This window comes from Streptomyces sp. NPDC093094 (assembly GCF_044754345.1).
GTDB lineage: Bacteria > Actinomycetota > Actinomycetes > Streptomycetales > Streptomycetaceae > Streptomyces.
On sequence record NZ_JBIVOX010000024.1, the window covers coordinates 95,890 to 116,795 of the forward strand.

Annotated in this window: 26 protein-coding genes; 4 read left to right on the forward strand and 22 right to left on the reverse strand. The window is 71.4% G+C overall.

Translation table 11 applies throughout. The features are described from left to right. The first annotated feature begins 1,582 nt into the window (after positions 1-1,582). Positions 1,583-1,981 carry a hypothetical protein gene (locus ACIQGV_RS34870; RefSeq protein ID WP_402502178.1) on the forward strand — a complete coding sequence of 133 codons (399 nt, stop codon included), beginning with the start codon at positions 1,583-1,585 and terminating at the stop codon, positions 1,979-1,981. Positions 1,982-2,232: 251 nt separating this feature from the next. On the opposite strand, the gene ACIQGV_RS34875 is transcribed toward ACIQGV_RS34870, so the two are convergent. The 7 genes from ACIQGV_RS34875 to ACIQGV_RS34905 all read right to left on the reverse strand — a co-directional run bounded on the left by ACIQGV_RS34875 (position 2,233) and on the right by ACIQGV_RS34905 (position 6,664). After that, positions 2,233-2,742 carry a single-stranded DNA-binding protein gene (locus ACIQGV_RS34875; RefSeq protein WP_402502181.1) on the reverse strand — a complete coding sequence of 170 codons (510 nt, stop codon included), beginning with the start codon at positions 2,740-2,742 and terminating at the stop codon, positions 2,233-2,235. Between the two features lie 123 nt (positions 2,743-2,865). Continuing rightward, on the reverse strand, positions 2,866-3,345 hold the full coding sequence (locus tag ACIQGV_RS34880) for a hypothetical protein (RefSeq protein WP_402502184.1): 480 nt from the start codon (positions 3,343-3,345) through the stop codon (positions 2,866-2,868). 43 nt (positions 3,346-3,388) lie between these two features. After that, on the reverse strand, positions 3,389-3,772 hold the full coding sequence (locus ACIQGV_RS34885; RefSeq protein ID WP_402502187.1) for a hypothetical protein: 384 nt from the start codon (positions 3,770-3,772) through the stop codon (positions 3,389-3,391). Further along, entirely contained in the window at positions 3,769-4,212 is a 444-nt protein-coding gene (locus ACIQGV_RS34890) for a hypothetical protein (RefSeq protein ID WP_402502190.1), read from the reverse strand. Before ACIQGV_RS34890 ends, ACIQGV_RS34885 begins: the two co-directional genes overlap by 4 nt. A 77-nt stretch (positions 4,213-4,289) precedes the next feature. Continuing rightward, positions 4,290-4,619: a hypothetical protein gene (locus ACIQGV_RS34895; protein WP_402502193.1), complete on the reverse strand. Its 330-nt coding sequence runs from the start codon at positions 4,617-4,619 to the stop codon at positions 4,290-4,292. Between the two features lie 522 nt (positions 4,620-5,141). Next, entirely contained in the window at positions 5,142-6,395 is a 1,254-nt protein-coding gene (locus ACIQGV_RS34900; RefSeq protein WP_402502196.1) for a hypothetical protein, read from the reverse strand. After that, a complete protein-coding gene (locus ACIQGV_RS34905) occupies positions 6,347-6,664 on the reverse strand; it encodes a hypothetical protein (protein ID WP_402502199.1) in 318 nt (105 codons plus the stop codon). Before ACIQGV_RS34905 ends, ACIQGV_RS34900 begins: the two co-directional genes overlap by 49 nt. A gap of 550 nt (positions 6,665-7,214) precedes the next feature. Between ACIQGV_RS34905 and ACIQGV_RS34910 the strand changes: the two genes are divergently transcribed. The 3 genes from ACIQGV_RS34910 to ACIQGV_RS34920 all read left to right on the forward strand — a co-directional run bounded on the left by ACIQGV_RS34910 (position 7,215) and on the right by ACIQGV_RS34920 (position 10,897). Beyond that, positions 7,215-8,447, forward strand: a complete 1,233-nt coding sequence (locus ACIQGV_RS34910; RefSeq protein ID WP_402502202.1) for an esterase/lipase family protein — start codon at positions 7,215-7,217, stop codon at positions 8,445-8,447. Positions 8,448-8,702: 255 nt separating this feature from the next. Then, positions 8,703-10,283 (forward strand): ISL3 family transposase, encoded by a 1,581-nt coding sequence (locus tag ACIQGV_RS34915; protein ID WP_402502264.1) that lies wholly within the window; start codon positions 8,703-8,705, stop codon positions 10,281-10,283. Positions 10,284-10,315: 32 nt separating this feature from the next. Then, positions 10,316-10,897 (forward strand): hypothetical protein, encoded by a 582-nt coding sequence (locus ACIQGV_RS34920; protein ID WP_402502205.1) that lies wholly within the window; start codon positions 10,316-10,318, stop codon positions 10,895-10,897. A gap of 54 nt (positions 10,898-10,951) precedes the next feature. Here ACIQGV_RS34920 and ACIQGV_RS34925 read toward each other — a convergent pair whose 3' ends face one another. From ACIQGV_RS34925 to ACIQGV_RS34995, 15 genes are all read right to left on the reverse strand, one after another. Next, a complete protein-coding gene (locus ACIQGV_RS34925; RefSeq protein ID WP_402502208.1) occupies positions 10,952-11,209 on the reverse strand; it encodes a hypothetical protein in 258 nt (85 codons plus the stop codon). A gap of 241 nt (positions 11,210-11,450) precedes the next feature. Next, complete coding sequence (locus tag ACIQGV_RS34930) at positions 11,451-11,942, reverse strand: hypothetical protein (protein WP_402502212.1); 492 nt, start codon at positions 11,940-11,942, stop codon at positions 11,451-11,453. A 322-nt stretch (positions 11,943-12,264) separates the two neighbouring features. Further along, positions 12,265-12,609, reverse strand: coding sequence for a hypothetical protein (locus ACIQGV_RS34935; protein ID WP_402502216.1), 345 nt, complete (start codon positions 12,607-12,609; stop codon positions 12,265-12,267). A 118-nt stretch (positions 12,610-12,727) separates the two neighbouring features. Continuing rightward, on the reverse strand, positions 12,728-13,531 hold the full coding sequence (locus tag ACIQGV_RS34940) for a hypothetical protein (RefSeq protein WP_402502219.1): 804 nt from the start codon (positions 13,529-13,531) through the stop codon (positions 12,728-12,730). Beyond that, the gene (locus tag ACIQGV_RS34945; RefSeq protein ID WP_402502223.1) at positions 13,516-13,746 is read right to left on the reverse strand and encodes a hypothetical protein; all 231 of its coding nucleotides are present in this window, start codon (positions 13,744-13,746) and stop codon (positions 13,516-13,518) included. Before ACIQGV_RS34945 ends, ACIQGV_RS34940 begins: the two co-directional genes overlap by 16 nt. Continuing rightward, positions 13,743-13,976 (reverse strand): hypothetical protein, encoded by a 234-nt coding sequence (locus ACIQGV_RS34950; protein ID WP_402502226.1) that lies wholly within the window; start codon positions 13,974-13,976, stop codon positions 13,743-13,745. The genes ACIQGV_RS34945 and ACIQGV_RS34950 overlap by 4 nt, the downstream gene beginning before the upstream one ends. Before the next feature lie 234 nt (positions 13,977-14,210). Continuing rightward, positions 14,211-15,032, reverse strand: coding sequence for a hypothetical protein (locus ACIQGV_RS34955; protein WP_402502229.1), 822 nt, complete (start codon positions 15,030-15,032; stop codon positions 14,211-14,213). 102 nt (positions 15,033-15,134) lie between these two features. Further along, the gene (locus tag ACIQGV_RS34960; RefSeq protein ID WP_402502232.1) at positions 15,135-15,341 is read right to left on the reverse strand and encodes a hypothetical protein; all 207 of its coding nucleotides are present in this window, start codon (positions 15,339-15,341) and stop codon (positions 15,135-15,137) included. Then, entirely contained in the window at positions 15,334-15,825 is a 492-nt protein-coding gene (locus ACIQGV_RS34965; RefSeq protein WP_402502237.1) for a hypothetical protein, read from the reverse strand. Before ACIQGV_RS34965 ends, ACIQGV_RS34960 begins: the two co-directional genes overlap by 8 nt. 73 nt (positions 15,826-15,898) lie before the next feature. Then, a complete protein-coding gene (locus tag ACIQGV_RS34970; protein WP_402502239.1) occupies positions 15,899-16,195 on the reverse strand; it encodes a hypothetical protein in 297 nt (98 codons plus the stop codon). After that, entirely contained in the window at positions 16,188-16,427 is a 240-nt protein-coding gene (locus tag ACIQGV_RS34975) for a hypothetical protein (protein WP_402502242.1), read from the reverse strand. The genes ACIQGV_RS34970 and ACIQGV_RS34975 overlap by 8 nt, the downstream gene beginning before the upstream one ends. A 144-nt stretch (positions 16,428-16,571) precedes the next feature. Then, complete coding sequence (locus tag ACIQGV_RS34980; protein WP_402502245.1) at positions 16,572-17,750, reverse strand: DUF932 domain-containing protein; 1,179 nt, start codon at positions 17,748-17,750, stop codon at positions 16,572-16,574. 130 nt (positions 17,751-17,880) lie between these two features. Continuing rightward, complete coding sequence (locus ACIQGV_RS34985) at positions 17,881-18,423, reverse strand: hypothetical protein (protein WP_402502248.1); 543 nt, start codon at positions 18,421-18,423, stop codon at positions 17,881-17,883. Positions 18,424-18,487: 64 nt separating this feature from the next. Beyond that, on the reverse strand, positions 18,488-18,799 hold the full coding sequence (locus tag ACIQGV_RS34990; RefSeq protein WP_402502251.1) for a hypothetical protein: 312 nt from the start codon (positions 18,797-18,799) through the stop codon (positions 18,488-18,490). Between the two features lie 1,136 nt (positions 18,800-19,935). Then, positions 19,936-20,433: a hypothetical protein gene (locus ACIQGV_RS34995; protein ID WP_402502255.1), complete on the reverse strand. Its 498-nt coding sequence runs from the start codon at positions 20,431-20,433 to the stop codon at positions 19,936-19,938. Positions 20,434-20,906 lie beyond the last annotated feature (473 nt).

Sequence of the window (20,906 nt, forward strand, 5' to 3'; positions counted from 1 at the left end):
TGCCGGATATCAGGTGCGGCAGTGCAGCCGTCGCACAGTGCCCGCCCGGCCCGCCGCGCCAGATCGGGCTCCCTGCGCGGCGCCTTCCGCAGGGCTGCGCGCACTTGGGCTTCGAGGGCTGTGAACTCGGGCCCGTCGTCCGCGCAGATGATCCCAGGGTCGGGTGCACTGCACAGGCGGGCGTGGCGGATCAGGTCGGTGATGCGGATGTCGGGGCGGAAGCTGTCGCCGCGTACCTGCTCGACCTCGGCGTACAGGGCGGCCAGGCGCGGCCGACGGCCGAGGGCCAGCAGCAGGTCGCGGCGGGATGCGAAGACACACAGCGAGCACGAGCAGCGGGAGGTGCCGCTGAAATCGCCGGCGCCGGGGGCGGAGTCGTAGGTCCAGCAGTACGGCACTGGCGCGCCGGTGTGCCATTCCCGGACGGCGGCTGTCGGCCAGTCCTTCACCGGCAGCCACTCGTCCACGACCCGCGCGCTGTTGGCCTGCACTCTGCGCCAGGCCGCACGCTTCCTGCGCTCGGGTCCTTCGTCGCTGCGCAGGCCCAGGACCTTCAGGATCCGCACCGGCCGCCCGAGTTCACGCCCGAGCCGGCGCACGAGCGGGGTCCAGGCGCTGGAGACCACGCCCTCCTTGGCGCTCTTGCGGCAGTACGGGCTGCCGATCCGCGGGAACCGCCCATAGGCGGCGATCTCGGTGAGCAGGCTGTGCGGCATGCGAGTGCCGCCCGGACCGGGAAGGGTGCGAGTGACCTCCACATGCCGGTCGGCCGGCACTCCGAAGGCGGCGCTCTGCAGCGCGGCGAGCTCGGCCACCCCCGGATGGCGCACCCCGCCGAAGACAACGGGCGGCCATTCCAGCACGCCGAGGTTGGCGTGGTAGGAGATCACCCGGTCGGTCACGCCCGCGGCCCGGGCGGCGTCCATGAACACGGCCATCATCACCGCACTGTCCTTGCCCCCGGACAACTGCGGCGCCAGCAGGTCGTAGGAGGCAAGGTCGGGCGCTTCAGACGCACGAGGGGCGGCAGGCGAAGACACGGCAACTCCAGTCAGAGAAAGGAAAGGGGGGCGGTCGGCCGGGGCCCGGTGGTAACGGTCCTGCCGGGCGGAATCGGGGAGGGCAGTTCAGGTGAACAGGGCGTTCCGCTTCTGCTCGAAGCGCTTGTCCTGCTTGTCGATCACGCGGGCCGGGGCGGTGGGGAGGAGTTCCTCCCCCATGGGCCGGACGTCGGCGCGGGGGCGCCGCCAGGCCCGGGTGCGTCCGTAGACGGGATCTCGTTTGACGCCGATGGCGTGCCGCCCGCGAACCGAGGTCAGGTGGCGGGCGAGCTGGTGCGGGTGCCGTGGGCGAGGCGCTGGGTGGAGCGCGGGGCGGGGCGATTGCGTCCGTTGCCGGAGAGTGGGAACAGCGTCGGCGCACCCGGTAGAGCGAGCAGCGAGGGTTGCCGGTGTGCAGGCCGATCAGATTTGAACGCGTTCAATATATGGTGAGGTGAAGGCCGGAGCGGCTGCGGGGACCTGGTGAGGGGATGGTTGTGGGAGTGCATGTGGGGCGTGCCGTTGTTCTTGCGGTGACGGCGATGGCGCTGACGGTGTCCTGCGGCTTGGCAGTGGGGCTCTATGCGGCGGACCTTACCGAGCAGGAGGTGAAAGGCCGATGGGTGAGCGGGGCGGGCGCGTCTTTGGTTTTCCATGTGGATCACACCTTCACCAGCGAGCGCTTCACGGCGGCGACCTGTGGTGACATGGCGACGCCGGAATTTGGCACGTGGGCGTTCTACGCATCCGCCGCAGACGGCGAGCTTGCCGCTCCTGATGCCGCAGCGAGGCGTGGTTCCGTTCTGGAGCTGACCTCCGCCAGCGTGACCTGCACGGTGACCGTCTATCTGTTCGGTGATGAGGAAGACCCTGTCATGTGCCCCACCGGCGACGCGGATGCCGGCTGCCTGTCAGACGAGTACCTCCGCCGATCCGGGTGATCCGCTGGGTCGATGCGTCAGCCATCTGGACTGGGGCGGCCGGATGAACCGCACGCTGTGCGCGCAGCAGCGGCAGGATGAACTACTGAACGAGGTACCGGGTTTCGGTCCTTTCGCTGCCGGTGGCCATCGCGAGCGGGGGTGGTCGGCGTCCTGAAGGTGGGCGGTCAGGGTGACATGGTGGAAGTCGATGTGCCCGGGCATGGGGATCCTCTCGTCCGGCGGGGACCAGGGGCGGGGCCCGGGGGCGGTCAGCGGCTGGCGGCTGCGGGGGTGCCGGGGCGGGTCCGGTTGTGGGGTCGCTGTTCCTCCCACCAGGCGGGTGGGTGGCCTGTGCGCTGGGTGGCGGGGCCGGGTGCGGCTGTCGTGGTGGTGGGCTGGGGTGCGGTGGGCGGTGTGATGGGGGTTGCGGCGTGGGGGCTGGGGAGGCTGGTTTCGGTGTAGGCGATGCGCTGGTGGAGGCTGATGCCGAGGTCGTCGAGGCTGAGGTGGAGGGTGTTGTCGCGGATTTCGGTGATCCGGCCTGTGGCGAGGACGGTCACTTTGGGGGTGAGGGATTCGGTGGCGTGGCGGGCGAGGTCGCGCCAGGCGGTGCACAGGTACGCGATCGGGGCCCCGTCCCGCCACTGCCGGGACGCGGCGTCCCACCGGCTGGTGGTTGCGATGAGGCTAAAGCGGCAGACGGCGATACCGCTGTCGGTGAAGCGGCACTCGACGTCGCTGGTCACGGTGCCGGACACGTGGGTGAGGGACGGGCCCATACGAACTCCTCCTACAGCTTGTGACAGTTGGATTCTGGGCGGAGGTCAGTCCCTCCCCGGCCGTTGCGCCGGGCGGATGCGGCGCCGCATCCGGCGGGCGGCCCGCTGCCGTTGGCGTTGCCGTCAGGTGGCTGCCCGGGCGGCGGGTGTGGGGGCGGTGCTGCTGTGGAGGGTGGTGTCCTCGGCCTCTATGTGCAGCGGGACTGTCTGTCCGGGAGGGGCGATCCGGTGGTCGGTGGTGTCGAGGTGGACCGAGACGCGGAGGGCGTGCAGGTCGGGGTCGAGGTAGGCGAAGACGAGGATGCCGGCGATCTCGATGCAGGGCAGGCCTTCGTCGTGGGGGCCGGCCATCGGGTGGAAGACGGCCGCGGCGTTGAACTCGGCGCAGGCCGCCTCGTCCGGGAAGCTGTCGGGCTGTGGGCCGTTGCCGGAGGGCAGGGGGCCGTCGGCCTGGCGGAGGTCGAACCCGGTGAGCCACTGGCCGAGGATGCCGGCGGTGTCGGCACCGGGCCACTCGCCGGTGCGCTCCTGAAGGTCCTGCATCTGCCGGTACAGGGCGATGACGGCCGCGCCTACGGGTGTGGCCGGGTCGGGACTGATCACAGGGGGGATCTCCTTCACGTGCGGTGCTGGCTGGGGGCGGTGGTCATCCGGTTCCGGTGTCGGGCCGGGGCGGGTGGGTGAGGAGGGCGTCCCAGTCGGCGTGGGCGCAGCCGGTGGCGTCGTGCAGGCGCAGGTGGAGCCAGGCGGTGCCGTGTCCGGCGGCCTGGACGACCGCTTCCGCGCCGATGGCTGCGGCCCTGGCGTGGACGTCCCCGCCCCCGCCCCCGTCGCCGGCGTCGTGGTCGTGGTCGGGGTCGGTGGTGGCGAGGATGAGGCCGGGGCGGGGGCGCATGTGGCGCAGGCGGAAGGTGGGGTAGCTGCGGTCGTCCAGGATCACCAGCGCAGCCGCCCGGTACTCCTGGGTGGTGAACAGGGAGGGGAGGGCAGGTGCAGCAGCGGGACGGGGCTGGCTGGGGGCGGTGGTCATCCGGATCCGGTGTCGGGCCGTGGCGGACCGGTCAGAAGGGCGTCCCAGTCGGCGTGGGCGCAGCCGGTGGCGTCGTGCAGGCGCAGGTGGAGCCAGGCGATGCCGCGTCCGGCGGCCTGGACGACCGCTTCCGCGCCGATGGCCGCGGCCCGGGCGTGGACGTCCCCACCCTCGCCCCCGTCGCTGGCGTCGTGGTCGGGGTCGGTGGTGGCGAGGATGAGGCCGGGGCGGGGGCGCATGTGGCGCAGGCGGAAGGTGGGGTAGCTGCGGTCGTCCAGGATCACCAGCGCAGCCGTCCGGTACTCGCTCGCGGTGAACAGGGGTGAGGGCAGGTGCAGCAGCGGGACGGGGCTGGGCAGCAGCCCGATCGGGTCGTCGTCGTGGCTGTCGGTGATGACCAGCACCGGCGTCGGGAGCTGTGGTGGGGTGTCGGCGGGCATGGTGTGGGCCGTCGCCTTTCGGGTTCGGGGGGGGACAACCTCGACGGGCTGTCCCCGCCCGGGCGGTTGGTCGGGGGTCAGCCGAGCGGGAACAGCACCAGGGCTGCGACGGAGTCGGAGGGGACGTCCGGGAACAGCTCGCGCAGTCCGCTGCTCCGTTCCAGCTCCCCGGCCGGCGGGTAGATTTCGCCGGCCGTCCCGTCATAGAGGGGGGCGTAGCGGGAGTGGCTGTAGGTGGCGAAGGGGGAGTAGCCGTTGCCCTCGGTGTCGCGGGAGAGCACCACCAGCGTGGTGCCGGGCAGGGCGCGCCAGTCGTCGCGTACCAGCTGGCGCAGCGTGGCCAGAGTCAGAGGTCCCTCGGTGACGGCGTCCGTGCCGGTCGTCGTCGGGGGCTCGTTGCCGGTCATGGCATGCCTTTCAGGACGGGGGCCGGGCGGCTGTCGCCGCCCGGCCTGTCGGCGTGGGAGGGGTGTGCGGGTCAGTCCTCGGTCAGGTCCAGGCAGGAGATGGGGATGCCGTTGCCGGGGATCCGGTAGCGCCGGGTGTCCTCGGGAATCCGGTAGCGGTTGCGGGAGTCGGTGCGCAGCAGGCGGGCGGGGCCCGGCCGGCGGGAAGCCCGTGCGGCTGCCGGTGCGGCCCGGCCCGGTGCGGTGCCGGTCAGACGGCGCAGAAAAGGCCGGGCGCGGCGGGTCGTTGATGCGCGCCCGGCGGCCGGGAGCGATCCGGTCGCGGGCGGCCCGGTCGATCCCGGCCGTGCCGCTGCGCGGCCGCTTCCTGGACGGCGGCGACGGCCGCCGCGTCGGGGCAGGGCGCGGATGAATCCGCGGACGGTTGTCGAACGTGCTGGACATGGACAGACCTCTCTCAGGGCAGGGGAGGAGGACCGGCCGGGCACCGGGTGTGCCCGGCCGGGGCATGGGGGGTGAGGGTCAGGCTGCGGTGGTGTGGGGGCGGTGGGCGGTGACGGCCTGCTGTTCGACTTCGGAGAGCTGGTAGCTGCCGTGGTCGGCCTGGCCGAGGGTTTCCAGGAGCAGGAGGTAGGCGGCCTGGAGCGGGTCGGGTGAGGCCCACAGGTAGACCTGGGTCATGCGGCCCGTATCGAACTTCTTCGGTTCGCGGAGGTCGTCCTCGAACGCGGCGGCCACGTGCGCGAACAGCATGTTCGCCAGCCGGGCTTTGGGCAGGTGCGCCGCGAGCGCGGAAGGCGTCTCTTTGGCGGGGTCGTGGGCGCCGAGCAGCGCGGCGAGGGTGGCAGTGCTGCGCCTGTCGGCCCATTTGCCGTAGAAGCGGGGCAGGTCCAGCAGGGTCTGCTGCGCGAACACCCGAGCCTCCTCCGGGAGGGTCTTGCCGCGCACGAGCCGCTTCACGAACTCCTGCCGGGGGCCCGCGGCGGCTTTCCAGGCCCGGTTGCATGCCAGGATCCGCGCCCGCTCCGCCGCCCTCTCCTCGTCGTTCTCAGTCCTTGGCTTCTTCGGCTGGGGCCGGACCTTGTGCCCGTAGGCGGCCGGGTCGGCGCAGTGCCAGACCGGCCGGTGTTCGTCGTCGAGCCGGGCGCTGTGTCCGGGGCAGCCCCGGTGGTTGTCCTCGCCGAGCGGATTGCCCAGGCCGGTGGTCAGCTCGGCCAGCGGCCGGGAGGGGTCCTTGTGCCCGTACCGGGCCTGCCGCAGCAGCGGGATCCCCGCTGCCTGGAGTTCGGCCTCGGCCTGGGCGCGGGCGTCGGTGTCGGCCTGCTCGGCCCGCAGCAGCGCGAGTTCCTGGTCCCAGTGCCCGCGCCCGCCCGCTCCCTCGTCCTGGTCGCGCTTCAGCGCGCGCAGGAGGCGGTGTTCGGCGCCGCGCACGTGCTCGACGTCGGCGAGCTGCGCGGTCTGCTCCAGGTCCATCCCCGCCGCCGCTGTGCGGCGCAGGGCGGCGTCGTCGAGCTTCTGCGCGGCCTTTGCGTGCTGGGCGGCGCTGCGGCCCACGCGCAGGGCCTTGGCGGCGGTGCGCCGGTCGGTGTCGTTCATGCCGATCAGGGCGAGTTCCTGGGCGCGCAGGGTGTCGCGTTCGCCCATGGCCTCGCGGTGGTCGTTCTCCACCAGCGACAGCAGCCGGGTCCACCCGTCCCGCCCGGTCAGGTCCTCGCGGACGTACGCCCTCACCTGCCGTGCGGGGCGGCCGTCGTGTGCGGCGGTGGCGTTGGCCATCTGGGCGGCCTGGGCGCGGCGCCGGCCCTTGACACGCTGTAGGTGCCGTCGGGGCGGGGCCGGACGCTGATGGGCTCCTCGACGCCGAGTTCTTTCACGGAGGCGATGAGCTTGGCGTCGGGTTCGGTGCCGTGCTCGCGGGCGTTGCACTCGTCGCGCACCAGCAGCGCCGGGTCCAGCAGGACGGCCTGCGGTAACGCCTCGGCGGCCTGAGCGGTTTCGGCGGGCTCGCTGTGCGTGTCGGTCGGGGTCGTGGCGGCGGTGGCCATGCGGTACTCCTCCTGGGTGCGGCAAGCGGTGAAGTGGCGGGGACCAACTCCCAACACATTCAATAATAGTTCGATCTTTTGAGAGGGCTAGATACCCCCTGACCTGCGTAAACTCCATGCGAACGGGGTCTGATCGGGCCTGAGTAAGCATGGACGGAGCCGGGGTGGTGGCCCGGGAGGCTCAGGCGGCGGGCGGGTGCCGGCTGAGCCGGTGGGCGGTGCGGATCCCGGCGTCGAAGTCCGGGTGCTGCCGGGACGTGGAGGGCGGCAGTGCGTAGCGGGTGGCTTTGTTCACGAGAACGAACAGCAGATGTTCACCACTTCGGGAGGCATCGCAGTTGGCAGCCGTTCGATTGCGTCCCTTTCGCTTCCGGTCGGCGGCGGCGCTACGCACACCAGGGGTTAGTAACTTGAAGCATTTAGCGGTATACGGAGAGTGACAATCTGTGCTGTCGTTGTCCTGCCGGGCCCGGACACGACACCACGTAGCCGGGGACCCGGTCTGCCATCCACATGGGGCACCGCCCCGCACTCTCCGGAAGGAAACACCTTGAGCACCACCGAGGAGCAGGCCGCCGAAGCCTTCCAGTCCGCCTCCCCGATCGTCCTGGCGCCCGGCCCGCGCACGACCGACCGCATCCCGCCCCCGCCGACCGACGTCTGGGACCTCCCCCACGGCACCGCCTGGGTCTACCACGGCGAGGGCAACAGCGGGCTCACCCGCCCGGTCCTGCTGGCGGACGGCTTCAGCACCGGCCCCAGCGACCTCAGCCTCACCTGGGAACTTCTGGAGCACGGGCCGTTTCCGCTCCTGAGCGAGCTCCGCCGCCGGGGCCGCGACGTCGTTCTCGTCGGCTACCACGAGCGCAGCGCGTCGATCCTGCAGAATGCCGAGGCGGTGATGGCGGCCGTCACCGAGGCGATCGACCGCCGGTACGGTGACCATCCGCTGGCCGTCGGCGGCTTCAGCATGGGCGGCCTGGTCACCCGCTATGCCCTCGCCAAGATGGAGACGGAGGGCATCGAGCACGAGGCGCAGCTCTACTTCTCCTGGGACAGCCCGCACACCGGTGCCTGGATTCCCATCGCCCTCCAGGCGTTCGCGCACTACACCAAGAAGCTCGACCCCCGCTTCTCGGACCAGATCAACAGCCCGGCCGCCCAGGAACTGCTCTGGCAGCACATCGCGGACTGGAAGGACAAGCCCGCCACCAGCGAGCGGCGCCTGGCGTTCCTGCGCGCCCTGGAGGAAGTCGGCAACTGGCCCCGGAGCAGGCAGACGCGGCTGATCGCCCTCGCCAACGGGCCCGGCGACGGCGCCGGCAACGGCGTGCATCCCGGCGCCGAGGCCCTCACCGGCAAGGGCCTGGCCATCACCGGCACCGCCCTGTACACCCAGTCCCAGGGCGAGGACCAGCTGGTGGCCAAGCTCCGTACCGTCACCCTGCCCACCCGCGAGATCCGCACCAGCGCTCTGCCCGACATCGACGGCGCGCCCGGCGGCACCCTCCACGGCTTCGGCATCCTCGCCGACGCGCTGAACGAGCTCCCGCCCGTGCTGGGCTTCGGTGTCGTCAACCCGATCCGCGAGCACTGCTTCGTCCCCACCGTCAGCGCCATCTCCCTGCGGGAGCCGGCCACCCACGACGACCTCTACACCCCGATCAGCGAGGAGGACCTGGAGGAGACGCCCTTCCACGCCGTCAAGCTCGCCTCGCAGAGCGACACGCACACCCTGATCACCGAGGAACTCTCCACCTGGGTCCTGGACCAGCTGCCGTAACAGCCGGCGAGCTCGACTCGGCCGCCCACCGGTGCCGAGGCACCGGTGGGCGTTTGATTTCTGCAGGTCCTCAGGCGCCTCCTGAAGTGGTGAACATCTGCTGTTCGTTCTCGGGTTCTGGCTCGCTTTCCGTGATGCGCGCACGCTGAGTGACGGCTGGTGCTCTGATCAGGCTCTGGGAAGTTGCCTGAAAATGACCGGGGCCGATCTTGGTGTGGTCGACAGTGCGGCGTCGTGGAAGAGACGTCGCCTCCCATGGAGGGCCTGTTGTTACCGTCCATCGCGGACGTGTCGGTGCTGTCGCTGGACGTGAGTCATGAGGCGATACGCATCGATGTCTGCAGTACGTCGGCCGGGGCGGCATGCCCGGACTGTGGGAGCCAGTCGACCCGGGTGCACAGCTCTTACCTGCGGTTTCCAGCGGACGTGCCGAGCGGGGGACGTCTGGTGGTCCTGCAACTGCGAGTCCGGCGGTTCTTCTGTCCGGAGCCTTCGTGCGCTCGGCGGACGTTCGCTGAACAGATGCCGGGGCTGACCCGGCGGCACAGCAGGTGGACGGAGCGGTTACGAGCGACTCTGGCCGCGGTGGGTCTCGCCCTCGCCGGCCGGGCCGGCGCCCGGATGGCCCAGGCATTCGGGGTGTCCATCAGCCGCAGCGCGGTGTTGCGGCTGCTCGACGCATTGCCCGAACCCGCGGTCCCGGCCCCGCGGGTGGTGGGTGTTGATGAGTACGCCACACGCAAAGGACGGGTCTACGGCACGGTGCTCGTCGACGTCGAGGCTCGTCGGCCGGTGGATCTGCTGCCTGACCGAGAGGCGTCCAGCCTGGCCGCATGGCTGGCGAAGCGACCCGGGATCGAGATCGTCTGCCGGGACCGCGCGCCGTTCTTCGCGGAGGGCACCACAGCGGGGGCACCGCAGGCGACGCAGGTCGCCGACCGCTGGCATTTGTGGCACAACCTCGGCGAGGCTGCTGAGCGGGCTGTCGCCCGCCACCGCCAGTGTCTTCGCGTTCTTGTCCCCGATCGCGGGGCGAAAGCCGACGAACCGGCGCCGCCCGAGGAAAAGGAGGACTCGCCATGGCGGAGCGAGCGGTTCGCCAACCGCGTCCGGGCCCGGCACGCCACGGTCCACGCGCTGCTGGAAGCCGGCCACAGCCGCCGCTCCATCGGGCGCCAGCTCCGGATGACCCACCGCACCGTCAAGAGCCTCGCGGACGCTGCGAAGCCGGAAGACCTCTTTCGCGGCCAGTGGCAACACAGCAGGACCTCCGTCCTCGACGAGTACAAGCCCTACCTGGACGAACGTTGGGACGAGGGCTGCACCAACGCCTGGAAGCTCTGGGAAGAGATCGTCCCCTTGGGTTATCGCGGCAGCTACGGTCGGGTCAGCGCCTACCTGCGAGAGAAGCGAACCTCGCCACGGCCGGTCACCGCGCAACCGCCGGCACCCCGCGTGGTGACGAGATGGATCCTCAGCCGACCCGAGACGCTGACTCAGATCGAACAGCTCCGGCTCAAGGCTGTCCTGGCCAACTGCCCCGAGCTCAATGCCCTGACCGGTCACGTCCGGTCTTTCGCCCAGATGCTCACCGAGCGCCAGGGCGAACGGCTGCCGCAGTGGCTCGACGCTGTCCGTCAGGACGACTTGCCCAGCCTCCACACTCTCGCGGCCGGCATCGACCGAGACCGCGACGCGGTCATCGCCGGACTCACCCTGCCCTGGAACTCCGGAGTCGTCGAAGGCCACGTCAACCGGATCAAGATGCTCAAGCGCCAGATGTTCGGCCGCGCCGGCTTCGCACTTCTCCGCAAGCGAGTCCTGTTGGCTCACTGATCGATGTCAGATGCGCGCGATAGCTTCCCGACATGGGTGTCTATCTGGTGAGCGTCGGCGCGGAGGAATGGTTCGGTGACGAGGAGGAGGGATGGGGTGAAGTTGCTTCGGCGCTCAATGCTGAACTCAGGCGGCGGGGCATGCCGCCGTACGAGGACGTCCCCGCAGAGACGGACTTCGCCCCTGGCTCGGGGCAAGCTTTCGAGGAAAAGCTGACCCCCGATATGACCGGGTTCCTCGCCTTGTGTCAGACGCATCTGTCACGGGAGGAATCGGAGATCCTCTGCGGCTGGACCGTGCTCGTGCCCTTCTCGCTCGATGAGGAGATCTGGTTGCCCATCGAGTCCGACGATCACGAGTCCATGGTGGCCGGCGCTCCCCAGGTACTACCGCTCGCCGAGAAGCTGGCGGCAGCCATCGATCTGCCAGCCGAAACCCCGGCGACATGCGACAACCTCGACCTGAGCACGTGGTTCAGGCACCAAGCAAAGGAACTGGCCACTACGCGCACAGGACCTTGGACCAAGGACCTGGACACAACCTTCTACGTCGCACTGTTCCTGCGTGCTGCACAGCACTCGATCCGACGCGGCTGCCCCATCGTCTGCACCTGAGGCCCACCTTCGGTCTCACTGGTCTCCCAGCGAACATCACCCACCGTGCACGCGTCACGGAAAGCGATCCAGAACCCGTTCTCGTGAACAAAGCCAGTAGCGGGCGTCCATCGCGCGGGTGAGGACGTCCAGCTGGTGCAGGGACAGGACCCAGGGGCCGTCTGCGTCGGTGCCGGAAAGGGCCGGCAGGTCTTCGGCGGCCCTGACGTCCACGGCGCTGCCGCGGGCCGGACGCGCCCGGTTCAGACGCAGCGCGAGCGCCAGGCTCGCGCCCAGGTGCGGGGCGTGGCTGCGCCGGGTGGGGGTGATCACCTGGTGGCCGGGCGGGACGGTGAGGGGTGTGCAGGGCGCCTGCGGTCACGGTGAGGCGTTCGTCGCTGTTCACGCCGGACGATGCTGCGGCGCTGACGGTGCCGCAGGAGCGGCACGCGTACAGTCCCGGGCCGCAGGGTTTGTAGCGGCCCCGGCGGCACACCTCGCACAGGATCGGGACAGCCATGAGCGGGATACCTCCTTCGTGGGGCGCCGCAGCGCCCCGTGCAGAACGGGCGGTTCAGGGGGTGATGCGGGTGACCCGGCGGGTAGGCGCATGGATGCGCAGGATGTCGCCGTGGGCGGGCGGGTCCAGGACGGCGAGTCTGGTGAGGGCTGCGGCCGGCACCGGGTCGGCGGCGGCCTCCTGTTCCCGCCGCCCTGCCCCGCCCGCGGTGACGGGCGTGACGGTGGTGCGGGCGGGACGGAGGTCGGGCACGTCGTCGGTGTCGGCGAGCGCGGCGACGGTCAGGTTCCATCCCACGGAGACGTCGCCGCTGATGCGGCGTTCGGTGGTGGTGAAGTATGCGGCCCGCACCGGGCGCTCGCCCGCCTGCCGTGCCGCATACGCTTCGACCCTCTCGACGACGACCTGCTGCCAGGCATGTTCGGCCGCCGTGACGGCCTCGATGACCAGGGCTTCCAAACTCGCGGGGGCGAGGCTGCTCAGCGCGTCGCGGACCGGGGGTCGGGTCGGTGCGGAAAGCAGCCGTGCCAGTTCGGGAGAGTTCATGGGCGCGGTCCTTCCAGGTCTGCGTTCAGCGGGTGGTGGGTGGTGATGACGTAGTGGCCGAGCCGGCGCAGTGTGCCAGCGGTGCGGTCGACGGCTGCGGGGCCTGCGTCGGTGGCGCGGGTGTAGGCATCGATCGTGCTGTTCCAGGTGAACCCGTGCGCGGTGAGGGCGTCTTCGGTGTCCGAGGTGAGGTCGGCGGGGGAGCGCGGGGCGGCGACCAGGCCGTGCGCGGGGTCGGGAATGACCAGGAACGCGACAGGCTCCCTTGGCTGCCGGCACCCCGGTGCGGGCCGTACAGGGCCCGCACCGGGGGCGGGGGCTGTCAGTCGGTGAGGGTGAGGGTGGGATCGGCGTCCAGCACGGCGAGGGCGGCGCGGATGGCGGCGCGGGTCTCGCCGCTGGGCCGGGAATAGGGGAAGGCCAGGCCGCGGACGGCGTCGTCCAGCTGCTGGTCGGTCAGAGGCGGGGCGGTGCGGCTGCGGTGGAGGGCGAGGGCGGTCGCGGTGGCGACGCGGCTGCGGTTGTAGGCGATGGCCTCGCCTGGGGTGGTCTCCGTGCCGAGCGCATCACGGGCGGTGGGCGGCAGGACGGCCATCCCCGCGCTCAGGGGACGGGCGGGCAGGATCGGACGGGCCGGTCGCAGGACGCGGCGCAGGGCTCGCAGCATGACAACTCCTCAGGCCAGGGGCGGTGGGGCGGGGGCGGGCCGGTCGGCGGCACGCCCCACTCACTCGTTAATAATAGTTGGATATCTTGAGGTGTGAACCCGCCTCTGACATGCCGTTTCACCCCTGCGGTCCGGAGCGTGCCCCGGCCGGTTCGCCCGGCGTCCCGTCTTCTTCGGGACGGACGGGGGGAGGGCTCCAGCGCATCTGGTCGGCGGCCAGGGAGACGCCAGCGGGCACGGTCCCCGAAAAGTGCCGCTCGCCCGGCTCGTCGTCCTGCGCGTGGACGTCGGTCCACTCCCGGGCGGTGTCTTCGGCGCCGAGGGCGTGCAGGAGGCCGGCGAGGGCGTCGACTTCGGCGCAGCCCAGGACGGCGGCGACGTCGGCGGTCACGGTGCCGCTGAACGCGCCGGTGAACGCGTCGGCGACGTCGCCGGGAATGCTGACGCTGCCGGTCGTCACGGCACGGGCGAACGCGACCAGCACCGTGACCGCCTCGCCAAGGCGGCCGGATCCCTCGGTCTGCGCCCGGTCTCCCCAGGGCCCGACGGTGACGCCGGCGCGCCGCCCGGCCGGAAACCCGGCCCCCTGCCGGGTGACCAGCGTCTGGCGGGGCTGTTCGTCGGTGCGGGTGCCGGGGAGCGCGGCGGCCACCGCCTGGGCGACGGCGCGCCGGGCACGGGCCTCCGCCTGCGGGGCCGGGGACCGGGCGGGCGCGGTGGTCCGGGAGATCTTCAGCAGCTCGGGGCGGTGATTGTCGGGCCGGTACAGCAGCAGCACGCCCCCCTCGCCGTCCATGAGGCGCCGCCCCGGGCGGCCTTCGTGTCCGGTGACCGGCGCGGTGCGCCAGTGCGCGCCCAGTTCACGCGCGATGGTCTCGGCGAAGGCATGGAACTGCTCCGGTGTGCTCAGTTCGTGGGGCACGGGGGCTGCTCCTTCTGAGGCTGGCTGTCGGGGCGGTGCTGGTACGGCGGGGTGGGCGGTGCGCCGCCGGTTTGTGCGCGGCGTTCGGTGTCGTGGTGGTGGTCTTGGGCGGTGTAGCCGGTGTCGCACCAGGGCTCGCAGAACTGCCCCGGCGGGGCCGCGCAGGTCTCGCAGCGCTCCTCGAAGTCCTCAGAGCCGAACGGGGGCAGGCTCACGGGGTGTCCCTGATCTGTGCGCTCACGCTGCGGGCGGACAGCACCGGGGTGGTGGCGGCGAGTTCGCCGCAGCTGGCCTGCCAGATCTGTGCCGGACTGGAGGGAGCGGTCTGGAAGTTGGTGGCGGGGCTGATCTTCCAGGTGCGGCCGCGGGGGTCGGTGACGGTATAGGTGAGGAACTGCGGGGAGCCCTGGCGGCCGTTGCTGCTGAAGGTGAGACCGGCCTCCATGAGGGCGCGGTCGAGCTGGGCGCAGCGCTCGGGCGTGGCGTGGCCGAAGGTGGCGATGGCGCGCTCTCCTCTTCTGCGGTGTGTGGTGTGCGGCGGCTGGGGCGGTCCTGCAGGGCGGCCGGGGTGCGGGAGGGGGGTGGGGGAGCGGCACCCCCTCCCGCACTATCTATAATAGTTGCCATCTTGGTGGTGTGAACCGACCTCTGGCCTGCGGTGATGCGGCCGGTCCGGGTCTCAGCGGGGGAGGGTGTCCGGGCCGGTGGTGGGGGCGGCGGGGCGTCGGGGGCTGTGCTGGGCGCGCAGGGAGTCGGCTTCGGCCTGGGCGCGGTGGGCCCGCTCGCGTTCCTCGGCGGCTGAGGCGAGGCTGTGCGGGCCGAGCCAGCACATGACGTGGGCGGTGTGTGACAGGGAGCCGTGGAAGTCGGCGAGCACCACCAGCAGCACCGGATGCGGACAGACGGTGAACAGGCGCGCGGCGGTCCACCAGGCGGCCACGGCCGCGCGCCGGTTCGCATCGGCGGTGCGGGCCTGCTGTTCGAGGCGGGCGGCCTCGGCCCGGTGGCCGGCGGCCGATGAGGCCAGGAAGCGCAGCAGTGCGGGAGTGTCCCGCTCCCGGGACGCCGTGAGGAGCGACGGCAGTTCGGGGGACTGGGCGATGTGGTCGGCGCAGGCGCGCGGGACGGCGGCCGGCGTCGCGGCTGTCTTCCCGGACGGCGTGTGCCCGTTCACGGACTCCACCGGATACGCCGTCACCTGGGGGCGGTCGGTGAGGGTGCCGGGGTGGAGGGTCAGGTGGCCCCGGTAGCCGGTACGGCTGCGCGCGAGGCGCGGGAGCGTGTGGTCGGGGGCGCTGTCCTTGACGGCGTCGCAGGGGCCGAGGCTGGCGCGCAGGGCGGTGAACTGGTCCCAGTGGTGAAGGTGGTGGGTGCCGGTGACGTGCACGTGGCCGCGCATCGCCCCGCCGAGGGCGAAGACGACCGCGTCGCTCTGGCGGGGGCCGGCGGTGGCGTGCACGGGGCCGGCGGGCGTGGGGACGGTCACGCTCGGGTGCGTCATGGGAATGTGCCTCCTTCGGGGGACCGGGCTGGGGTGCCGCCCCCGCGCCCCCCTCACGGAAAGGGGGGTGCGGGGTCAGCGGGCTGGCGGACTGCTCGGGAATCAGGCATGCGGGGGTTTGTGGCGGCGCAGGTTGCCGCGTTCGGTCAGGGACATCTCCCGGCCGCACGGGCAGGTGCCGTAGCGGCGGCCGTGCAGACGGAAGAACTTCGGACCGGTGCCCTGGGTGCTGAGGGTGCGGATGCTGCCCGGCTGGGGGGCGGTGTGGGTGCAGTAGCCGTCGGCGGTGACGGCGGCCTGGTCAGCCATGGCGGTACTCCTCATCGGCGTCGGTGTCGGGGGCTTGCAGGGCGGGAGCCTGGTAGGCATCGCGTTCCACGGCCGTGGTGTTGCCGGGGCAGGGGGTGACGGCCTGGCGCAGTTCGGCGGTGTCCATGGGGTGCAGCCACCGGTCGCGTAGCGTCCAGCCGCAGGCGCGGGGCCGGGGTGCGGCGGCGGACGTGGCGATCAGCACGGTGCCACGCGTGCTGCCCTCCAGCGCGAACACCAGCAGTGCGAACAGGGCGTCGAAGGCGCGCCGGTCGAGGATGGCCAGGTTGGCCGGGCGGATGCCAATGCACAGGTCCGCCTCGGCTTGGACGTACGGGGCGTCGGTGCTCTCGCTGACGGCGTGGAGGGTGTGGGTGCCCTCGCCGAGGGCCTGGATGAGGGCGCCGACCGCGTGGACGGTGCGGTGGACGGCGGCCGTGATGTTCGTGTCGGGCTGGGCCAGCCACGGTTCCGGGATGCTCACGACGATTCCTCTCTCCGCCTGCCGGTGCAGGGGTGCTGCACCGGCAGGCGGGGCGCGGCGGGGTGAGGGGCGGTCAGTACAGGTGGCCGATCAGGTCGGCGACGGCCTGCCCGATCACAGCCGGATCGCTCTCGGCTGCTGCGGGGAGGTGGGCGCTGTTCCCGCGCAGGTCGTTGCGCAGGTACAGGCTCCCGGCCCCGCAGACGCCGATGGTGAAGGGAATCCGGTCGGGGGAGCGCAGGTGTCCGGTCACGCCCCAGTGCCCGGGCAGAACCTGCCACTGGTCACCGAGTGCTTCACAGGCGGCGCGGGCCACGTCGTAGAGAGTGTGGGGGAAGGTCTCGGGCAGTTCGTAGTACGCCTCAGGCATGAGAGAGCACGCTCCTTGGGAACGGGGCGGTGGGTGGATGCTCGGTGGCGGGACGCCGGTGCGCGGTCTGTTCCGCGAGCGTGCGGAGCACGGTGGCCTCGGCGGCCTCCCGGTGGTCGTCCGCGGCCCGGTAGCTGATGCGGGACCGGTCGGCGGCCATGACTTCCACGGTCGCCACGCTGCCCTCCCACACAGTCCAGGACACGTACTGGCCTGCCGCGTACTCGGGCATGCGGGGCTCCTCCTCGGGGCCGGCGCGCAGGCATGGCGCGCCACGGGCGTGAACCGGACGGGGTGCGTAGCGCGCTGCGCGTTGCGCGCTGGGTGGGGCCCGTGCGGGCCGGGCTCGGGGTTCCCGGCCCGCACGGGGGCTGTGTCAGCCGTGCGCGGCGGCTGCGGTGAGGGCGGGCAGGGCCAGAGCCTCCAGCGCGGCGGCCTGGTCGGCGTCGCGGAGGGTCTGCGCGGTGGACGTGATGGCCTGCATGACGCCCCCGGCGGTCATCTGCCCTCCCCGCACGAAGTGGGACAGGATCAGGTCCTTGGCCTCGGCGGTGATGCTCAGGGTCTTGGTGACGTGCTCGATCGTCTTCGTCGGCTCGGCGAGCACCGTCCCGGCGGCGGCCTCCATCCCGCGCACGGTGGCCTCCACGTACTCCCGCGACAGGAAGGTCCGCACCGCGTCGGTGGTCTTGGAGGTGATCAGTTCCAGCGTCCGGCGCTGCGTCTGGCCGGACCAGGACACGACGCCCTCGTCCTGGCGTCCGCCGAGGTGCACGGCGCGCATGACGTCCTTGGCGACGGTCATCCCGTTGCGGCACACCTGCACGACCGCCCGCGGGGTGATCGTGTACGCGCCGGAACCGACCTCGCTGTTGGTGATCACGAACCCCGCCGAGATGAGAGGCAGTTCGTCGCCGCTGCGCCCGTCGAACGGGGACCGGTAGCCGCGCAGCAGGCTGCGGGCCTGCACGGCGACGGCCTCGGACTCCACCCGCACGTACATGCGCCGGTCGGTCAGATCGCACCCGGTGATCCGGGTGGGGTGACCGGACCGCTTCACCCCGTCCAGCGCGGCGAGCAGCATGTCGAAGTTGTCCATCAGCTTGTAGCTGTCGGACAGCACCGCCCGCGCCACCCCCTCCGCAGGCGCCGCACCCGGGCTGGTGCTGCCCCGGAACGCGCGGAGCATGAAGCGGCGTTCCGGCTCGCTGCGGAGCCAGGCGTTGACGTTCTCGTCGAGGAGGGGGACGTTGTCGGTGCGCATGCGGCGCAGGTAGGCGAGCGGGATGCGCAGCTTGTCGGCGACGTGCTCGTCGGCCACGGCGGTGGGCCGGTAGATCCCGTCGACCTTCGTGACTCCGCCCGCGCTGATCAGGGACTCCACGCCCTGCACGCGCAGGTTCCCCCCGGCGAACCGGAGAGCGGATGCGGGGGCGATCACGTCGAGCTTGCGGCGGCCCTGGTCCTCCAGGATCGCGACGAGATCAGGGAGTTGGGCGTTGCGGGTGCCGGTGGGGGCCACGTGGGTGGCGCGCTCGGCGAACTGCTGGGTCATGCGGGTTCCCCTTCGCGTGTCGGCTCGGGCGGTCCGGGGGGCGGGGCCGGAGGCTGGCCGCCCCACCCCCCGAACAACATCAATAATAGTGGTTTCTAGGGATGCGTGAACCCACCCCTGACCTGTGCTTTCACACCCCGGTCCGGTACTCCGGTAACGGGGTCAGGCTCTGGCGCCGGACCTTGGTGACGACCGTCTCCAGACGGTCGCCGCGGATCTTGCACAGGTCGTAGCGCAGCTCGGTCGCGCCGGATGCCAGTGCGTACTCGTGGACCGCACCGATCCAGTACAGGCCGTGACTGCTCCGCAGGCTGCCGTGGTAGCGCACCCGCTGCCACACCACCGGCCCGGCGGCGTGCGCATCCCGCGCGAGGCAGGCGGCCGGCCGCTCCGACGGCAGCAGGACGAACGCCCGCGCCACCGTGCCCCGGTCCACCGGCACACCGGCCAGAGCGGGGCCGGTGTGCCCGTGGCGCACCCCCATGGCCCAGCCCAGTTCGAACACCGGCCGGATGGCCTCCACATCGCAGCTCGGCATGATCGAAGCGTCCGGGGCTGACGGGCTGCGGACCAGCTCGGCGAGCGCGTGGGCGGCCTGTTCTTTTTCCGCCTGCGAAATCTGCTCCCCGGTCTCCTCGGTGTCCGCGTGAATTCTCGTGTTCTCCACCGTCATTCCTCCCTGATTTCCGTGCGGTTGATCCGGAGGGGCGGCCCCGGGGCGGGGCCGCCCGGAAGGGTCAGTCCAGGAATCCCCGCGACAGCAGGAATTCCATGGTGATGTGCGCGATTCCGCGAGGCTTGTAGACCTGCGGGAAACGCTGCATCTCCACCTCGGTACGCCCATAGGTATCAGGCTCGGGGAGTTCGTGGACGAGCCGGTAGGGCTGGTCGCCCGCCGGGATTTCCAGCACGACCCATCCGGCCTTCGTCGTGAACCGGATCCCGGTGAAGTTGGCGTCCTTGTTGTGGACGATGGCGGCCTGGGCGCGCCGGCCCGGCAGGGTCAGGAAGCCCGCGATGGCCCGGGCCCGGACGGCGGGCGCGGTCATGGGTGCGTCCTTGCCTCCTCGCACTCGGCGGACGATTCCGTCAGAGATCTGGATCTCCACGTCTTGCCCTTCGTCGGCGTGTGGGGCTGTCGGGAGGACCCCTCCCAACACCTTCAATAATAGTGGAAGCTGGGTGGGGTGGGAAGGCCCCGACCATGTTGCGCCAGAGGTTGCGCTAGACGTTGCGCCAGAGGTTGCGGCGCCCCACGGGCACAGCCCCCGTTCCCACAGGTCAACCGCCCTGTCCCGCATGGTCGGTCTGCTGACATCCCCCTCTGCACACCCCTGCGCTCCACCCCAGCCAGAAACAAGGACGGGAAAGGGCGGACGGAACGGGCGGGCGCGTGCCACCGGGGGACCGAAACGGAGCCATCCCCTGCTGCGCGTCGGCCAGCCTCCGCGCACCGTCCCGGGCCACAACCGGCGAACCCGCCCGGCGACAGCATCACCTGCAACATCCCCTGCCACATCTCCTGCAACATCCCCTGCCACATCTCCTGAGCGGACCCCCACGCGGGTCCGGCGCCGCCGCAGGTCACCGGGTCCACCAGAGCGTGGCCAGGGCCTGACATCCCCCTCTGCACACCCCTGCGCTCCACCACAGCCAGAAACAAGGACGGGAAAGGGCGGGCGGAACGGGCGGGCGCGTGCCCCCGGGGGACCGGGGCCGGCACCTGTCTCTCCTGCGCGTCGGCCCGCCTCCGCGCCCCGCCCTGTGCCGCCCCGCGGCCAGCCCCTACGATGGGACCGCTGACCCGCTGAGGGAGGCACGCTGGCGGGGAAGCTCCGGCACGGGTTTGCCGACCCACCGGATTCGCCGTTTCCCCGCCAGCTTCCCCACAGCCATCCAGGGCGCAGCAATACGCCGCCCACCCATTCCCCTTCTTCTCCCTCTTCTCCCTGCGCGCGGTCTGCTCCGCAGACTCGTCGCGCCGCCGCTACGCGGCGGGCAGACCCCGGGGGCGCTACGCGCCCCGTGAGGGACGGGCGCTGGCATCGCTACGCGATGCACGACGGCAGGGGCCGCCCGCTTGCGCGGGCGGCCCCTGCCTAGGTTCGCGACGCTCCGCGCCGCCCAGGGGGCTCTCTGGGACTCGCCCGCGGGCCGAGAGCTGTCCCGGCCCGCAGGGAGACTGTCAGAGGATCGTGTACGCCACCGGCGGGTAGATCGTCTCGCCGTCCTCGTCCTCGGAGTGGACGCTGAACGCGTCCTCGAACGACGCCGCTTCACCATCGCCGATCAGTTCCTCGGCGAGGGCCGCGTCACACTTGGTCAGCGCGGCCCACTCCAGGACCCATGCCTGGATCGAGTAGGCGGGGCCGTCCTGCTCGCTGGCGGGGGAGCGCTGGTACATCAGGCCCCAGCTCATCGGCTGCGCCAGCCCCACAGTCAGCAGGAACACGAAGTCGTCGAAGTGCTTCTGGTCCACGCCGACCAGGGCGTCCGTCGTGTCCGCGCCCTCCACCGTGACGGGCAGGACGACTGTGAGGGTCTTCTGGCCGTCCATGCTGACGGCCAGCCGGACCACATGCTCGCCCGGAGTCAGCCGCGCCATAAGGCGGGACAGAATCAGGTGGGCCTCGTCGCGGGCTTCCGCGTACACGTCCAGAGAAACGGGCTTCAACTGAGCCACAGTAATTCCTTTCTGACTTTCGCTGAGAGATCGATTTCCGCCCGCCGGGTTTGCCGCCCCGCCGAACTTGCCTTAATTCTACGGTCTTTAGTACGGATATGAAATGGCCTCAGAATTCACGCCAGCAGAACAAGCCAATTTGCTTCTTGAGAGTACGTGACAGAGAGTTCCAACTCCGAGGCGGGGCACCGGAATTTACTACGCTGTGCCACACATGCCGTGCCGGTGGGGCATTCTGAGCCCAGAAGTCATCCATCAGTCATGATGACGCACACTCAGGCTGACCGAAACCCGCCGCCCCGCTGCTGCCAGCCCCTGACGCGCGCGGAGCGTGCGTCAGGTTCCGTACAGGGCTGCGGAGCAGACCAGTACGGAACCGATCCGGCGTCAGCCGGATCAACTGCACCACGGAGTGGTGCAGTCCGGCGGACGGAGTCCGCCGGCATCCCGCGCGGAGCGCGGGATCACCCGCC

Coding starts and splice junctions, on each gene's coding strand:
- ACIQGV_RS34970 (WP_402502239.1), bottom strand. CDS start 16,195: ATGCCTGAGGCGTACTACGAACTGCCCGAGACCTTCCCCCACACTCTC.
- ACIQGV_RS34870 (WP_402502178.1), top strand. CDS start 1,583: ATGGCGCTGACGGTGTCCTGCGGCTTGGCAGTGGGGCTCTATGCGGCG.
- ACIQGV_RS34960 (WP_402502232.1), bottom strand. CDS start 15,341: ATGGCTGACCAGGCCGCCGTCACCGCCGACGGCTACTGCACCCACACC.
- ACIQGV_RS34985 (WP_402502248.1), bottom strand. CDS start 18,423: ATGACGGTGGAGAACACGAGAATTCACGCGGACACCGAGGAGACCGGG.
- ACIQGV_RS34885 (WP_402502187.1), bottom strand. CDS start 3,772: ATGACCACCGCCCCCAGCCAGCCCCGTCCCGCTGCTGCACCTGCCCTC.
- ACIQGV_RS34935 (WP_402502216.1), bottom strand. CDS start 12,609: ATGCTGCGAGCCCTGCGCCGCGTCCTGCGACCGGCCCGTCCGATCCTG.
- ACIQGV_RS34890 (WP_402502190.1), bottom strand. CDS start 4,212: ATGCCCGCCGACACCCCACCACAGCTCCCGACGCCGGTGCTGGTCATC.
- ACIQGV_RS34920 (WP_402502205.1), top strand. CDS start 10,316: ATGGGTGTCTATCTGGTGAGCGTCGGCGCGGAGGAATGGTTCGGTGAC.
- ACIQGV_RS34930 (WP_402502212.1), bottom strand. CDS start 11,942: ATGAACTCTCCCGAACTGGCACGGCTGCTTTCCGCACCGACCCGACCC.
- ACIQGV_RS34895 (WP_402502193.1), bottom strand. CDS start 4,619: ATGACCGGCAACGAGCCCCCGACGACGACCGGCACGGACGCCGTCACC.
- ACIQGV_RS34990 (WP_402502251.1), bottom strand. CDS start 18,799: ATGACCGCGCCCGCCGTCCGGGCCCGGGCCATCGCGGGCTTCCTGACC.
- ACIQGV_RS34980 (WP_402502245.1), bottom strand. CDS start 17,750: ATGACCCAGCAGTTCGCCGAGCGCGCCACCCACGTGGCCCCCACCGGC.
- ACIQGV_RS34950 (WP_402502226.1), bottom strand. CDS start 13,976: ATGGAGGCCGGTCTCACCTTCAGCAGCAACGGCCGCCAGGGCTCCCCG.
- ACIQGV_RS34975 (WP_402502242.1), bottom strand. CDS start 16,427: ATGCCCGAGTACGCGGCAGGCCAGTACGTGTCCTGGACTGTGTGGGAG.
- ACIQGV_RS34915 (WP_402502264.1), top strand. CDS start 8,703: ATGGAGGGCCTGTTGTTACCGTCCATCGCGGACGTGTCGGTGCTGTCG.
- ACIQGV_RS34875 (WP_402502181.1), bottom strand. CDS start 2,742: ATGGGCCCGTCCCTCACCCACGTGTCCGGCACCGTGACCAGCGACGTC.
- ACIQGV_RS34905 (WP_402502199.1), bottom strand. CDS start 6,664: ATGGCCACCGCCGCCACGACCCCGACCGACACGCACAGCGAGCCCGCC.
- ACIQGV_RS34955 (WP_402502229.1), bottom strand. CDS start 15,032: ATGACGCACCCGAGCGTGACCGTCCCCACGCCCGCCGGCCCCGTGCAC.
- ACIQGV_RS34900 (WP_402502196.1), bottom strand. CDS start 6,395: ATGGCCAACGCCACCGCCGCACACGACGGCCGCCCCGCACGGCAGGTG.